At 57.4% G+C, this 16,040-nt stretch carries 12 protein-coding genes and 1 pseudogene; 1 reads left to right on the top strand and 12 read right to left on the bottom strand.

All coding sequences use genetic code 11. The features are described from left to right. Positions 1–226: 226 nt before the first annotated feature. The 8 genes and pseudogenes from Har1131_RS00590 to Har1131_RS00560 form a co-directional block, all read right to left on the bottom strand. Positions 227–1,252 (bottom strand): GNAT family N-acetyltransferase, encoded by a 1,026-nt coding sequence (locus Har1131_RS00590; protein ID WP_014039356.1) that lies wholly within the window; start codon positions 1,250–1,252, stop codon positions 227–229. Positions 1,253–1,279: 27 nt separating this feature from the next. Continuing rightward, a complete protein-coding gene (locus tag Har1131_RS00585) occupies positions 1,280–2,359 on the bottom strand; it encodes a GNAT family N-acetyltransferase (RefSeq protein ID WP_014039357.1) in 1,080 nt (359 codons plus the stop codon). Then, positions 2,356–3,279: a glycosyltransferase gene (locus Har1131_RS00580; RefSeq protein ID WP_050037471.1), complete on the bottom strand. Its 924-nt coding sequence runs from the start codon at positions 3,277–3,279 to the stop codon at positions 2,356–2,358. Before Har1131_RS00580 ends, Har1131_RS00585 begins: the two co-directional genes overlap by 4 nt. Before the next feature lie 55 nt (positions 3,280–3,334). Next, positions 3,335–4,327 (bottom strand): glycosyltransferase family 2 protein, encoded by a 993-nt coding sequence (locus Har1131_RS00575; protein WP_044951633.1) that lies wholly within the window; start codon positions 4,325–4,327, stop codon positions 3,335–3,337. Positions 4,328–4,488: 161 nt separating this feature from the next. Continuing rightward, entirely contained in the window at positions 4,489–4,878 is a 390-nt protein-coding gene (locus Har1131_RS22085; protein WP_014039360.1) for a hypothetical protein, read from the bottom strand. A gap of 102 nt (positions 4,879–4,980) precedes the next feature. Then, positions 4,981–5,322 (bottom strand): annotated as a pseudogene (locus tag Har1131_RS22665) (polysaccharide deacetylase family protein); the annotation flags it as partial. A gap of 151 nt (positions 5,323–5,473) precedes the next feature. Next, complete coding sequence (locus tag Har1131_RS00565; RefSeq protein ID WP_023843104.1) at positions 5,474–6,976, bottom strand: right-handed parallel beta-helix repeat-containing protein; 1,503 nt, start codon at positions 6,974–6,976, stop codon at positions 5,474–5,476. A 323-nt stretch (positions 6,977–7,299) separates the two neighbouring features. Continuing rightward, on the bottom strand, positions 7,300–8,622 hold the full coding sequence (locus Har1131_RS00560; RefSeq protein WP_014039362.1) for a twin-arginine translocation signal domain-containing protein: 1,323 nt from the start codon (positions 8,620–8,622) through the stop codon (positions 7,300–7,302). Between the two features lie 609 nt (positions 8,623–9,231). On the opposite strand from Har1131_RS00560, the gene Har1131_RS00555 reads away from it, so the two are divergent. Beyond that, positions 9,232–10,044, top strand: a complete 813-nt coding sequence (locus Har1131_RS00555; protein WP_369802616.1) for a glycosyltransferase family 4 protein — start codon at positions 9,232–9,234, stop codon at positions 10,042–10,044. On the opposite strand, the gene Har1131_RS00550 is transcribed toward Har1131_RS00555, so the two are convergent. From Har1131_RS00550 to Har1131_RS00535, 4 genes are all read right to left on the bottom strand, one after another. Next, positions 10,019–11,437 (bottom strand): oligosaccharide flippase family protein, encoded by a 1,419-nt coding sequence (locus Har1131_RS00550; protein WP_023843105.1) that lies wholly within the window; start codon positions 11,435–11,437, stop codon positions 10,019–10,021. The genes Har1131_RS00555 and Har1131_RS00550 overlap by 26 nt on opposite strands. 128 nt (positions 11,438–11,565) lie before the next feature. After that, positions 11,566–12,621, bottom strand: a complete 1,056-nt coding sequence (locus Har1131_RS00545; protein WP_014039365.1) for a DUF354 domain-containing protein — start codon at positions 12,619–12,621, stop codon at positions 11,566–11,568. Positions 12,622–12,772: 151 nt separating this feature from the next. Beyond that, positions 12,773–13,753 (bottom strand): DUF1616 domain-containing protein, encoded by a 981-nt coding sequence (locus Har1131_RS00540; RefSeq protein WP_225308064.1) that lies wholly within the window; start codon positions 13,751–13,753, stop codon positions 12,773–12,775. 6 nt (positions 13,754–13,759) lie between these two features. Beyond that, on the bottom strand, positions 13,760–15,718 hold the full coding sequence (locus Har1131_RS00535; RefSeq protein ID WP_014039367.1) for a hypothetical protein: 1,959 nt from the start codon (positions 15,716–15,718) through the stop codon (positions 13,760–13,762). Positions 15,719–16,040: the final 322 nt, after the last annotated feature.

Here is a 16,040-nt window from a genome sequence, read left to right as displayed (position 1 = left end):
ACCCTGTTGCTCGTAAATACGTTGTTCAGCAGGAAAGGAACCAGCGTGTTACTGGCCGAGTACTGCTCTCCATACCACCAACAAGCCCTATGGTTAGAAGGCATGTCCAAGCGGCTATTTTTACTATACAGGTTTTATTATAAAGTATATATTCTATATAATACTACCATACCTATCAGTAAGTTATTCTTTTCAACGAATAATTATATGCACAGTACCTGTAAAATCAGGAGTACTGTACAAACCACCGATACAGTTGCAGTAGTGAATCGATACCGGCTCCGCTCCGCTCCATAGAGTAGAACCCGGTTAGCTCGGGCCCGAAATGGAGTTTATACCTGTTTAGACGGGGGTCACCTGCACCCACCAGTTCATAGGCTGTTCGCCCCCGCTCGATCGCATCAGTAATCCCTCGCCAGATGAGCAACTCATTGACCGGGAGGTCCACATGATCGGGGGGCTTGACGTTCCCGAGCCAGCCCGAAATTGTGTCTCCGTCGTCGTAATAAATGTGCCCGCCGACGACATCGCCATCCACTCGGAGAACGTAGGGGCGGATTTGCCCCGGTTGAAGCGCTTCGTAGAGCCGCCCGGGGAACCCAGTGGGAACGGGGAACGGCTCGCCCTGCTCGTTGTACCGGCTTTCAACGTGGTGCATCACCGTCTCAGTCGCGTCGAGTCCTTCCTCAGAGATCGTGTACTCGGACTCCGACTCCTGCCCGATACGGAGCCGCCGACGCGCCTCGCTGGTAAACCGGTCTCGAACGGCGTCTTTTCCACCAGAGAGGTCGGTGACATACGTATACTCCGGCCGAACTGTACAGTCATTCCACTTGAATTGCCGGACGTCATCGAGCCCGGTTGGCGACCGCACTCGGAGGTACTTCGGATCAATCGTGTCTTCGATATACTCGAATGCCGCATCGATGAATCCCTGCCGACGTCGCTCCCGCTTGCGTTGTTTGGGGTCCCCTCGAACGACGAACGCCGGACCAAGTCGGGGAATCCAGAGGTTCGGTGGCGGGGAAAAAACAGCACTGAACGGCCCCTTGCGAAGCTCGAAGATCGGCAAGACACCGATCGGTTCCTGTCCCTTGAACCCCATCAGCCGGTGGAGTTCCGTCCCTGACTCGGCTGCCAGTTGCTCTAGAGCCGCACACCGGTGAAAGACAGTAGCGTGTGGCGAATGTTCAAGAGCGCTATCCCACTCTTCATGTCGGTCTGTCCCGACGCACTCAATCTCGATACTCATTGTCGTGGTTTGGTTCCAATTGTCATCTCAGTAGTTCTGTCCGCGATAGAGCCGGCGCCCGAATTTGAACGCACGCCAGGCGACCGCCGAAAGCCCTCTGTCCCACTGGACGATCGGGCGGACCGCTGGTCCGTACTGTGACTTGTACGAAAACAATCCGTCTCTGAAGTCCGCACCTGTCGTGCCGAAGTCGTAGCTCTCGAAGCCAGCGTCAATGGCCCACTGAATGGCCGCGCCATGGAGCTGTTCCGATGTCCCGTATTCGTAGGCTGACGTCTCCGGAACTGCCGAAAAGTAGTATCTGAGGGCTGACTGCTCCTCATCTACGATGCAGATGTGTCGGCCGAGGGTATCGCCCTCGCGGCGAGCAGTAAACACCTCGACTCGTTCGTCCATGTGTTCGGCAAGCGCCTCAAAGAAGGCCATTGGAAAGCTATCCGCTCCGATTCGCTCCATGTTCTGGACGTAGTCAGCATGGATCGAGGCCAGCATCGAGCCATCGAAGTCAGTCCGTTCGACGGTGACTGCGTCGTTGCGTAGTTCCGTCCGTCGTGTCCGGTCCATTCCGGACTCGATACGGTCCCACCCGGGCGTGAGGTCAAGTACGAGTCGGCAGGAAGTGACCGTCGATTCATACCCCTGACCGATGAGATACTTACTGTATCTGTTCTGTGCCTGGCTCCCCGTCCGGATTTTGTGCGAAAGCGCCTGCCGTGGCGCTGCTGTTATGAGTGCCGACAGCATCGCATCGAGACACGCCTCGTGGTCTGTGGCGATTACTGGACCGCCAGTGCCGGGATGGAGCGACACTAGACGCTCAGTTGGCAGGTGGCAAGCCGTCGCTTCCACAACCCGATCGGGGCCCGGTAGATCCGCTGGGTCGGGGGTTGCAACCGGTACCAGGACGGTCGGAAGCACGGCAACCGGGTTCGATCCTTTCGTCACGACCGCATGATAGGCCGGCCGATCCAGACCTGCTTCGACTGCCCGGAGCCATTCGTACCGGTGGAACACCGTTCCGAGGTCCGACTGTGTGACGAGATTGTTCCACTGGTTCGCGTTGACGGCTCTAACTGTACTGTGGATCGTCGTCTCGTGAGCAGTCATGCACACCTCCGGTCGATAGCTGATCGGTATACTGCGGTCAGACGCTCTGCCATCCGATTCAGACGTAGCGGCTCGACAGCAACCCGTCCGTGGACAGCCTCTGACGACTGGAGGGTCGCTGTAAGTGCCGTCGTGAGTTCTTCGTCGTCCGCGCAGACGGCAGACCGAGCGGCCCCATCGATCAGACTCGCGACGTCACCGACATCTACCGAGACCACTGGTGTATTACACGCCAGCGCCTCTTTGACCGCGTTCGGTGACCCCTCGTGGGTCGAGGTCAGTATGAGCGCATCTGCGGCGTTCATGTATGTCGGGACCCGGTCGTGGGTGACCCCATGGACGACCTCAAGCGAGACCGGCGTGTCGAGACGCTCGTTGACCGCATCTATGACACGGACGGCTCGGGGATGGTCCTTTTCGGCACGGTCGGGGTCGTAAGGAAACAGCACATGATACCTGCTGTCATCCCAGCCCAACGTCTCTTTGGCAGTTTCGGTCGGGACTGGCTCGAACTGCTCGAAATCGACGGCATGAGGGATCACATGACACGCTTCTCCAAGCGCATCAGCCATGGCCGAAGACATTACGACGACTTCGTCAGCGAGCGTGGCACACTGGCGACTCAGCCGGTCGTACTGGCCGAAAATGTCCGATCCCCATAACGACAGGACGACCGGACGGGTCGGCTGTGCCAGTGCCATCGGCGCAGTCAATCCATAGTTAGCGTGGACGAGGTCGTATTGCCACGGGGCGGCACTGAGCGATTCCGTGTAGAACCGGAGATACGCCATCGGTGACCGAGTAGCTTCGTCGCCACCGGGCACCTCCAGAACCGTACAGTTGATGCCGTGACGCTCCAGCGCTTCGACTTGCTTGTGAAAAAACGGCCGCCGGGTTGTCACAAGCTGAAGAACGTCCATCGGGATTTACTCCCTCTTTGTGGCAGGAGTGGTCGCTGGGTCCTGCCAGAGACACTCAGTCACGCACATCCACCTCTGTCCCAGAACTCTTCCGGTGGTCGAGGACCACTCCGAGCGAAAAGACGAGGACGCCAAACAGGTTTGCGAGCGCCGCCGCTGTAAGTCCAGTGTCTTGTGCCAGCCCCAGTACGCCGGCGACCAGTCCGACGCAGATCGCACTGAAACCAGCGACGTAACACAGTACGAGCGGGTAGACTCCCTCTCGGACGTATGCTCGATCCAGTCGTGAACAGAAGTTCCGCACCAACAGCCACGAGACCTTTGGAATGTACTCCCGGTAGCGAATACTCGACTCGGCTTCATCGTACTTCGCTGGCATCGGAACATCTGCAACCCGCATCTCACTGACGCTGAGTTCCACAAGCAGATCGTTGCAGTACCCGTAGTACTCGTACATCTCGTCAAGGTCGATCGCCAACAGCGCCTGCCGTGATATGGCTGTATACCCGTTCTGGGGGTCTGTTATCCTCCAATAGCCCGACGCGACCCTTGTCAACGCTGTGAGGATCGCATTGCCGACAAGCCGGGCACGGGGCATCGATTCACGATACGCCGGTCTGTGGAGACGGTTACCCTTCGTGTAGTCCGCCTCGCCGTCGATGATGGGATCGAGGAATGAGTCGAGAATACTCGGGTCCATCTGCCCATCACCGCCCATCACGGCAGTTACGTCAATGTGGTCCCGCAACGCATGGCGGTAGCCTGTTTTGATCGCGCCACCGACGCCGCGATTGGTTTCGTGGCGTATCGGGCAGACTCGCTGTTCAAACCCACCATCTGTTTGCACGGATTGCTCCGGATTGGATGGGGCATCCGCCTGGTCCAGTCTTGCGTGTGCCTGAATTTCTGTCCATGTGTCGTCCATCGAGCAGTCGTCGATAGCGTAAATCCGGTCGACGTATTCCGGAATTGTATCGATGACAGTACCGACAAGTCCTGCTTCGTTGTACGCTGGGACAACCACACCAACAGTGTGCCCTCTATACATCCTCACCCATCAGGCTGAGACAGTCAACTGGCCCCACCAAGGCCTCGCTCGATCGCCTAGCACATATGTATAGTATCATATCTCTCTGCTAACTCCACAGATAGTGTGGCGATGGCTGACTCTCAGTTAATTATAAGTTCATTATCGGTAGAAGGATATCCTTACCAGGTCTGCTGCGGGGCCGAGCCGACAGTCCGCTGTGCGACTGTCTCCATGGTCCGGACCGCGAGACCCGGCCCACGCTTTTGATCGATATATGATAATACCGACTCCATCCGCTTGATCCCCGCGTCGTTGATGAGATTGTTTGGATGAAGCCAGAGGTGGAAGATTCCATCACCACCGTCGACCTGATCGACCCCTCGCTGGACCATTTTGACAACGGGGTCAGCCCACAGTGTCTCTGTTATCTGGCGAGCCCATCCTTCGAAGCAAAACAGTAACAGCGACGCCGGGATCTCAACGAGTCCATGCTCGTCGACACGAGGATGGACAATGGGCGGCGTAATTCCTAGCGGCGAGCCACTGACGGCCCGAACCAGTGGCGTCAATCGATTGTCGGTGTGCCAGCACGGTGGTTGCCGCCCACGGTAACAACGAAAACCCGATCTCGCAAGGACATCGCGATGTGCAACACGGTTACGTGGGAACACGAAACTGGACAACTCAATTCCGCAACGGTCGGCGAGCTTGTGACACCGCCCCAATTCGGCCGCCGCAACAGACTTCGAGGCCCTGCTAGACTGGAAATTAACGTGCGAAAAGGAATGACAAGCGATTTCGTGGTCGACTGTCGCGTCGGCAACTGTGTCAATGAGATCCGGCGCGCACCACAGTTCCTCATGCTCTGAGGGCCGTTCTCTGTCAAACCACGCCGCATTGAGCGGGTGGTTCGGGTGTCGACCATCACAGTCTTCAAGGAACAAGTGGCCAACGACCGCCCAAGTGGCGGGAAGATCATACTTTTCAAACAGGTCCAACAACTCTAGCCACATCTCTCGGGCGCGCGCGAGTCGTCGCTCTGGTAAGACCGGGAAATCGACAAACCCCCATGCGAGTTCGGCGTCCAGCGAAATGACGACGGTCCCCATCGATTGGGTGTCTTCAGGATCTAGGGTGTTAGTAACGTTCTCCTTAGAGTACTTTTTAGCGCCGTGGACACCCCACATCGCCGTCAGGAATGTTCTGTCCGTAGTGGTTGTTCCCGAAATGAAGGTTTGTTAATGATTCGACATGTGGCTGGATGACTGCTTCGTTACCCCGACCCGCCGATGGCTGCTTTGGGTTGTAAAACCAGTTGTGGTGGATCTCACCACGGTCTTCGGGGACGCCACGGATGCTGACGTGCGTTCCCGGTTCCTCAGGATGTTGACCAACGTGTCGGAGGGGCGTGAAGGTGTTATGATGGATCAGCAGCGTCGTTCCACCCGGCTGATGTGTTCCGACCTGGTAGGATGGTGTTTCGGTGCCGCCAAAGTGATTGTATCGGACCTCGTATCCGGCCTCCCCGGTCCCACTCGCAACAGAATGGCGATTAAAGTTGAATCTGTTGTACTCTATAAGCGTATTGTCCCCGTCTAAACATTGGATACCGTAGCCCAGTCCGCCCATGGGGTTGTCGTGGATATGGCAGTGATGGATATGTGTCGACGTTCGGAGTTTGAGTGCTGCGTGGTTGAAACCCCATAGCTCGGTGTTGTCGATTTCACAGCCTGCTCCCTCAACGGTGACGCCACTGGATACCGGGGTACCGTACTCGCGATATCCGGTTTCGGGTCCACTGATCCGGAGTCCGGTCAATCGGACATCCTCGCTCAGGCCCATGAGGTGTTCATAATCGATGACGCCAGTGGAGATCTGGCCACCCGACGCGCCGTCGATACCACGGTTAGAAGCGAGGGTTACTCCGGTAGGCACAGTTAGCCGGTCACTTCCGGTAACTGGTGAGGCATCAATGGTAGCGTCGCCAGCAACGTAGACAGTATCGCCGCGGCCGGCAGCATCCAGTGCAGTAAGCAACTCGGAGAGTGTCTCGACTACGTAGTTGGCATCTGACTCAGGAACCGTGTTGGCATACCCGCTGCCACCGCCGATCTCTGTAGCCGGATCTGGAGACCGCTCAAACGGCGAGAGGTCGATCTGCTTCCCATCAACGTATACCGCAGCGAACGGCTCAACGGGCCCGAAGTCGACAATCTCGCCGGAAAAGTAGTACTGGTCGCCGTAGCCGTTACCAGTATATCCGTCGATCGTCCAGGTGTCGTCGTCGTTACGGACGATGCTGTCATTGTCGTCAGCGGCGTTTTCCGTATCACCAGTACACGGAATCGGCTCACCCGTCGTCGTCAGTTCGTAATCGAGTTCAGAAGGGTCTTCCGTGGTCTGTATCTCAACGACGTGGTCAGCAGGCGCAACTACCTCCGAGACTGTCACTACCGCTCCGTCCAGCCGGATTTCGTAGTTCCCACTGGCATTGAAACCGGTAACGATACCGTTGATCTCGTAGCTATCGCCGAATCCATTGCCTGTCCGCCCAATTGCAGTCCACGTTTCGTCGTCGTTTTTCGCCACGCTATCGTTGGCCTCTGCTGCGTTCTCGCCGTCATTTACCGGGACGATCTCGCCTGTTGTAGTGAACTCGTAGCGCACGTCAAGGGAGCCAGTCTCGCTTTGCTGATCCGTTGAAATTATTTCGAGAGTACGAGAAGATGGCATTCCAAGTCCATTCGGAATCATCGGTACTGTACTTGCAGCCAGTATGCCTCCCAGTAGCTGCCTTCGTGTCAGTAGTGACCGTCCCTCTTTGGTGGAGTCCGCACTAGAACTGGCCCCATCATAACTGTGGGGTAGTATGTAATCCTTTTCGACCATTCAGGAGTACATTACTAATAATGGAATAAAGCGTAATTACGACTACCGCATCTTTCGAGGCCAAGTAACTACCAGTTACGATTCAGTTGGCAGGAACAGATTCAGACAGTAAGCCGAACCTTCCGCACGGATGAGTCGATAAGAGACAGCGGCTCGCCGGGAACCTGAATGGTTGAGTCGGTTATTAGGCACTCGTCTGCACTGGTGAACCTAACTCCATCGCGCCCCGCTCCCGACTGCTTGATTACGCAGTCCCGCAGTACTGTTCTGTCTCGATCAGCGATAACAACGGCAGCACCGTCGGCTGCGTCGCCAGTCACACTAACGTTCTGGAGAGTAAGTGGTGCCCCGGTGCCGCCACTGTCCCCACTGATGGCCCTGACCGCATTGTACTCGTCTTTGTCGACGTGGATCGTCGTGTTGCGAAGGGTTGCAGAGTCGTGGTCGGGGTGATAGACGATAGCACCGAATCCGGGGCCTGCGTCACTAGTGATAGTGATATCACAGTCGCTGATGAACTGCCCGGACTGGGCACGTAGCCTGATGCCGCGGACGTTTAGCTTCTCCAGTGACGGGTACGGTGGTACCGAATCGACGCGAACCGTGACTCCGTAAGCCGTCGATCCGGTCGATCCCAGCCGAACGTTAGCGATGTTGTTATTTGCGTACAGACCCCCTCTGACGTGTACAACGCCGTCCCGACCCGTATAGTTCCGACTGCTTCGGCCCGGTGCGGAGGCGTAGAGTCCGTTATTGGGGAAGTTAGCGACAGTGCAGTTCTCGAACCGAAGTGTCCCGGCGTGGTTTTTACCGACGAAGACACCAACACCGTTCCCCCCTTGATGTCCACCGTCGGGGGCAGAGACATCTCTCACAACCCCTGTCGAATCCGGGTCGCGCACGTCAAACCGGAACCCGACATGTGGTGTCGTCCGGTCCTGATCCGGCAATTGACCACGGATTCTGAGGTCCTGAGCCAGAAAGTCACCATTAGCAATCACCCTCAGGGTGTTTCCGAATCCCGGCCGTGAAAAGTCAAATGTCAGTCCTTTTAAAAGAAGGTCTTCGATACCCTCGAACGTAATGAGTGAGCGCTGATCGCTGGCTGGTGTCGCGGGCTCAAACAAGACCTGCGCCTCGGGCTTCGCTCGTAGACCCAAGTTACGAACAGGGCCGACGTCGAGGGAGCCAAGACGGTACCTTCCCGCGGGGAACTCGATGAGTGTATCATCATCGATGTACCCCTCGAGGACGTTGTCGATCCGTTCCGACCCATCGGGGTCTGCACCCGCTGCAATGGCGTTGACGACAGTGTCGAATCGCGACTGGGTCGTGACAGTCCCGGGGTAGCTAATACCGACTGTCAAGGCCGTAGCGGCGATCCCCTTAATAAATCTCCGCCGCGTCCGCTGACCTCCATTCATTGCTGCCTGTAGCCGTCTGAGGTATTATATAATACACCCCTTACCATCGATAGGTCGGGTGGCTCTCGCTGCCTTCCCGTGCGGTCTCCGGGTTGTGTGCGCATAACTCCCCTTTACTTATGACCGTAACCGTAGACTTTCGGTGCAAATGATAGCAGGAACAATCACACGAGGCACTCGACCCGTACCGGTGGGTCTGTAACCCCTGAGCCGATGGCACAGCGTCGCTCTCTCCTATTGATTCATCACCGCGATGTTAGGTCACCGTTCAGCGCGACTGTCCCACACTACATCTCGACAAAGCTTGCAGCTACACACACTGTTCATGTCATCTGTAGCGCCGACAAAGACCACGATGCAGGCGGTACTGGTAACACGTCAGTCGTTTACCATCCGATCCGAACCGGCAATACCCGCCTCGTTTCGACGATAGCGTTCTTCATCATCGCCACACTGTACGCGACCGTACTCGGGGCTCGGCATCGGTTCGATGCCACCTATGGCTTCCAGAGAACCCTCGTTCAGGCATGGGTTGGCGCTATTGCTGGTGACTCGCGCTTTGTCGCTGGTCTTCAGGTGGTTCCGGTCCGACAGAAGCGTGACTTTGTCATGTCTAGACAGGCAGATATGTCGCCCGCGGAGCGCCTCTCCGTCATGATCTGGGCAGGGTACGCCGCCGCAGTCAAAGTGGCTTTGCAGCGGTGTGATCAGGTCACCTGTTTGACTGAGGGGATCCGTCAAGTCACCGAACAGGAGTACGGGCTGGACCTCTCGTCGGCGACAGTCATCGGAATGGGCGTTGATACTGAGACGTTCGAGCCCGCTGACGGACGACAGACTGGTGACTCCTTCTCTAGACCACTGACCGTGACATACGTTGGATCGCTCGGCGCAGCCAGGGGGCTCCCACACGTTATTGAAGCGCTCGCAGAGTGTGGCGAGACGTTTGAGTTCCATATCGCGGGTGATGGCCAATCCGGTTACATCGATGCAATGCAGGCAAAGGCTGCGAAGTTGGGAGTGGCTGACCAGATCGTCTGGTACGGACGAGTGCCCCACAGTGACGTCCCAGGGCTGTTGACCCGGACTGACGTGGCCATTTCTCCGCTAGAGGATATCGAGTCGTATCGAATCAGTTACCCGGCGAAACTGCTCGAATACATGGCAGCCGGCGCAGTCGTCATGGCAACAGATATTCCGCCACACCAGCGCCTGATTACGGACGGAGACAATGGGCTCCTGTACGATGGAACAGCAACGGGGCTTTGCTCGGCGATCGAGCAGTGTCTCGATGACCCGGCTCTTGCCGGTCAAATCGAGCGCACGGCCAGAGAAACTGCTGAGGCGCATGACTGGGACACTGTTGTCGACAAACACGCCGTAGCGCTGTTCCCAACTACGCCCAACCAAGCGACCCCATAGCCTGCCGCAACTGGATTCGGATACCGGAGTTAGCCAACAACAGCCCGGCGTAACTCAACACGCCGACTCCGAGGCCAACGCTGAGACGAAGCCAGCCGGGATCGAAGGGACGAATCACCAGCGCAACCGTACCAGCCATCAGTGTCGCCGCGATAGCGCTCCAAACGATTCGTTTACGGGGGAGTGGAATGCGGACGAACTGCCGCACGTAATAGATTGACACCACGGCGGCCGCCGCCGCGCTCAGAGTCGTTGCGACCGCTGCTCCACGGATACCGAAAGACGGAATGAGCGCGAGATTAAGAACAACGTTCGCACTGATAGCGACGACACTGCCCCGGTAGCCCAGTTGCGGCGCATCCATTGCGTACAGTGCCGGACCGATAACAAGCTGTACTGACCGGAGGATCTTCTCTAGCATAAACACAACCAGCACAGGATAGCCCGCGGCAGCCGCGCTTCCGAAGATAGTAGTCAAAAGATCGGGGCCAAGGACGACTGCACCGGCGAACGCTGGAATAGTCGCGTACAGCGACAGCTGAACCCAGGTTCGGAAGGCGTCTTCAATGCGTTCAAACCGGTCCCGGTCGTGCCATCTTGAGATCTGTGGGAACAACGATGTGCGGATAGCGTTGGTCAACAGCAGCGCGACAGCGGCAACCCGCCAGGCGATTTCGTACACACCGACCAGTGATACCGGGACGAACAGACGGAGGATCGCCACGTCGATCCACTCGTAGACGATTCCGCTGACACTCCCGACGAACAGGTACCGCCCGAATCCAACGAGTGCGTGCGCCCGGTCCAGTCGAGGCCAGCCCACTCTGATATCGAGCCGTGCCATGGCTCCGAGCGCGGCCGCGAGGTCGCCCAGCACGAACCCGAGAACGAGGCCACTTGCACCCATTCCATTTACCACGAAAACGGCACCCGTTCCAACCCAGGTCAGCTTCCCGAATACTTTCACCGCTGCGTTACGCTCAACCTGGAATTCCCCCGCGAGCAGGCGCAGCGAAAGCTCTCGGACCTGTCTGATGACGAGGCCGGTGACCAGAATGGGTACAACGCCCGGAATGCCGATATACTGCTCAACATAGGAGGCAAATGCCACTAGACCGGCCAGCCACGGCAGCACCAGCAGTGTCTTGACGACGAGTGCCGTCCCGAGAACCTCGCCCATCGGGGCAGCAGCCGAAAGCTGTTTTTCAACCGCCTTCGAGATGCCCAGATCAGCGGGGATATTGAGCATCCCAATGACTGCCTGAAAAAGAAAGAACGACCCGATAGCCCCAGTGCCCATGGCTCGAGTGAACCCGGCAACCGCTGCAAACTCGATGATCGCGAGTGCGATATTTCCGGAGAATAACTTCAGGACGGCCGTTCTAACTTCCATATAGCAACACCAGTACCTCGTGGACTGCGCTGGTATCCATTTGTTAGCAGGGGATTATCTAGCTATAGCAAGGCGTACCGCGATTGAAACCGATGCATACCGACGGGATAGACGGTGCCTGTATCGGTTCAATCGTTACCACCAGTTCGGATAAGCTCGACCATGTGCTCCGTTACGTCACGCTGCTGTGCCAGGAGCCGCTTACGTTCGCGCTCCCAGCGCTCCGCGTCGTCGTCAGACAGCAGAGAGTCGGCCCGGTCGATGGCCGCTGTCCCATCTGTATACGAGTACAACAGCTCCCGCTCCTCCAGTTCGAGGAAATTGTGCATATCGTTGTCTCCGACGACGGAATTTATTCGGATAGCTGGTGTCCCCAGCAGGGCAGCCTCAGTTGGCATCGTCTGTGAATCACCGATATAGAGGTCGGCAAAGTAGAGGAGGTCATGGACCAGATGCGGCGGGACAGCGAGCTGATGCCGGTCGTACTCTGTCGGCAAGTCCCCCTCACAGGTAATATACACCTCGCCCCGATCACATAGCTGCTCAACGAGCTGTGACCTGGCGTCCGTGTCGAGTCCCTTTTCACCGATATCGTGGTACGCATCCCAGCCCGCCAGTCTGACCACGGTGTAGGTCGCATCTGGGTTGACACCGTGGGCTCGTAGACGCTCTGGGTCCGGCTTGAACCGGTCGGGGTGGAGGTACGCTAGCTCCTGGAACCCGACCGTGTGTGACTGTCCAAAGGGAACGTGAAAGTCCATCCCCGGTGGCGAACAGATATCGTCGACGAATGGGAGCGTGAGTCCGTGATACAGCAGCCGAACCGTCCGCGGGCGAAGGACTGTGTCCATGTACACAAGGTTCCGACAGCCAAGCGCAGTGGCGACGTGGACCGCTGGCGGGGCCAACCGCGCGACGATTACGGAGGGATCAAACTCACGGGCCAAGTTGTAGAGCCGCCGCTCTCGCTTCGCAAGCTCGGCTGTCAGCTCCACTAGCCCGTCGCTTTCGGTGGTAAGTGTGACGTAGTCCAGTCCCTCGGCCGAGAGCAGGTCAACCGTCATCTCCTTCTCGCGAGCAGCCACGAGCGTCTCGAAGCCCTCTGCTTCGAGCTCCCGGGCGGCATATTTGAAAAGATGGACCTGTGCGGGATGATTGACGCTGAACAGGACTCGTTCACTCATCGGCTGTCTCTCGTCGACGTTGCAGTTTCAGAACTGGGTCCCTCGTGGGCCAGTATCCATCGGTGCATAAGATCTAGTATTCCTGCAAGCGATGGCCAGTAATTTATACTCGAATTAGCTGTCGAGAGTCCGAGGCTATACGCGGATGGGGTCATGGTAATCGTACCTCGACAGGGACAGACACCACTCTGAGTGCATTGTCCCGCGTGGGTGTTTCCGGGGCTTGTCCCTCATACAGGAGCACGACGACGGTGCCGTTGCCCGACGGTCCATCGAGTTGCACGCTCACGTCGTCCGTTACCGGGATCGACGGTCGAGCGGTAACAGACGTCCGCTGCCTGACTGACCAGGAACCGGAGCCGTTCCCCGACTGGCGCTCAAATCCGACAACGTACGTGTACTCTTGGGACGTATCGCCGTGGTGTTCGATTTGGACTGTGTAGTTACCCGTATCACCCGGGAAATAGACGCCCTGGTAGCCTTCGATGGTCACATTTCCTGCAGCGTTCTCAGTTCCGATTGCGAGTTCGGCGTTCGCCGTTGCTCCGTTTCCATCGAGAACCACTACGCCAGCGACGGTGACCAGTACCACTGCAACGACGGCGGCCAAAACCGGTAACACGTCGATACGTGACTCGATGCCGAGCACTTCGCGTCCAATCCCGCCGTCCACCGGCGGCTCCCAGCCTGTAACAGTCCGCCGGCCCACAGCGACGGCACAGCACCCAACTGTCACGGTAGCGGCGACAGCACAGATCAGTGAGAGGCGAATCCGAGTCACCATCGAGAGGCCGTACAACACCATCGGGAGTCCCGATGCGCTTGCGACAACTGCGAGTGTCACACGTTCGACCGGGACAAGCCCGTTTAGTCGGTTACGAGGTCGCGTAGGCGGGGCTCGGCTATCGCTTGTGACTGATTCGACAGTCAAGCTCGGGAAGATCGCAGTGACCAGAGCATATCCCGGCGCGAACAGCAACACTGGCAGGGCAACGGGGATCCGTGCCGTCGGTCCCAGCCATCCCGGAGACTGCAACACCGAAGCCACCACGGTCGTATAGCTGGCGACGAGTAGCAAATCGGCGTACGGCCCCGTCCGGTGTAGCAGCCGGTTACACAGTGAGTGAATCATCGGTAGCTACCCTGACACCTCGAAAGTACGGCAGTACTGGACCGCCCCATTGTTATAAACTACGGCCGAATCGGACGGACAGACGAGTTCCCTGTCAAGCTGTACTTTTTTGAACCGACCGTTAGCAGTGATGATTGGCGACCCAGTGGACTGATAGCGCCGGTACACCCGGTCTCTGCTCTCAAAGCCACCGCTATCGGTGTCGTACTCTAACGGCCGCGACGACTGGTTTTGCCAGAGTGGAAACACCATCCGGTAAGGGTGATCGGTCACGACTGTACTCCGATCCTGTGGCCGGAGCGCTGAGATCGATTCCACCGCGGCCAGCTCAGATTCCGTGTGTGAGTACCGCGGGTATGCTTCCTCAAAGGCAGGGTTCTCGAGCGTCGCCTTACGTGAGACGAAGACTGACCCGGGGAACACAAGCGCGAGAATCAGCATACAGGCGACGACAGTACGGGTCCCAAACTGTTGTGTGACGTATCGCAGGCCAAATACGCCAACGATTGCCATCAGGACATAGAGGAACGCGAACCATCGATCCGGAATGAAGACGTTGATGCCAAACAATGGGAGCCCCAGTGTGAATACAAGCATAATCCCCGCGCCGACAACAAATATCGCGGAGAGTTGGGTGAGGCGGTGTCGCTGAAGCAACACCAGTAGTCCCAGCACTAGCAGACACAGCAGGATCGAGAACCCCATTGCGTCAACGAGAGTCACTGCAGTGGGGACATCTTGCACGATTGAGGCGGGCAGTTTTTCACTGGCGGCGTTACTGCTGCGCAGGTTGAGGAAGCCGGCACCTGAGAGGTCGCTGCTGAGCAGTACAATCATCCGGCCGATGAATGACTGGTCTCCATAGGGCGTAACCGACCAGAACCCCATTGCCAGTACCGTCGTCGTACCGAACAGTCCAATCGTGTTTACCGTTGGAATCTCCGAGGGGACGCGGTCCGCGACGCCACTGAGATAGTCCGTATGGTCTGTGACGAACTTGGCGACGACACCGGCACCAAGCAGTGTAAGCACGATGAACGTCGACACCTGATGGACCAGCACGACCGACAGACAGCAGTACAGCGTAAGCGCATACAGTGGGCGTCGGGTGTCGGTGTAGAACAGCTTCGTTAGTCCGAACAGGACGGCGGCGAAATAAACGAGCCCAAGACTGTTCGGGATAACGTCGATACTCCAGCGCAACATATAATCGCTCATCGTGAACAACGCTGCAGCGAGAAGCGAGCCCCGTACTGCCAGCATATACCGGGCTGTACTGTATACTAGTAGTGGCGTCATCGGAATGACGAGTGCGACGCTCGCAAACATGGCTGTCCGGAGACTGGATCCGAACAGCGCCGCACCGCTGACGACGAGTATGTGATACACCGGCGCCACCGAGTACTTCGACTCGGAGATAGCAGCGGTTGTTCCGGCGGACTGTATGTCCGCGATGAACTGGGTTACGTGAACCCATGTGTCGACGCCAATGAATCCTGGAGTGGTCAGCAGGGCAGTGTACTGGATCACGAGCAGGAGCCCGAGCAGTTCTGCGAGCACGACCCGGGGGCGCAATGCCGATGTCTCAGCGAAAACGATCTGCGCAATGATTGCCGTGCCAATGACGCCGCTCACGAGATGGAACTGAATCGTCCGGCCGTTCTGGAGAGCCCCAAGCAACGCCAGGGATCCAATTCCAACGATGACAGCCGTCTCTACGACCCGTACCGCGTTCTTTCCCACGAACGCTGTCGTGTGCGTGCGTGCTTCGTCGGTTCGTAGCCACCCCGCCAGATATGTCAGGCCAGCAACCCCACCACATAACGGGACTATGAGAACAAATATCTCTGTTGTGAACAGCACCAGTGGCGCGAGCAGTACTGTGGCAACTATTCCGACACAGGCGATAACAACGTCTCTCGGAACGGACTTGCGACTGATTTTCGGGACCGACGGCAGATTCATGTTTGGCCGTCAGCTGTCCTCCACCAGATCATGGTCCCCCCTTGCGTGATACGATACTTTGTTAACCAGATCTTTCGGCGTAACCAGCCTGAAAACGGCTACTTTCCGCGAATGAATGTGTAATAATACCACGGCACACAGGCGTGGTGAGCAAAGTCCGCAATCTCTCGCTAGTCAGACATTTCGGGATATGTTGTGTACCGCCTAAGAGGTGCTCTACTCTCTAAAAAACCGGTAATGAGGCGTTATTAGACTGATGAGGCTTCTTTCGGGGCACCCTGTACACTGGCTGTCGTCCGCTATCGATAGCGGGAACATATGG

This window comes from Haloarcula sp. CBA1131, from assembly GCF_008728975.1.
Taxonomy (GTDB): domain Archaea; phylum Halobacteriota; class Halobacteria; order Halobacteriales; family Haloarculaceae; genus Haloarcula; species Haloarcula hispanica.
The sequence above is the reverse complement of the archived record's forward strand: the minus strand, read 5'-3'. Positions and strand labels throughout refer to the sequence as shown.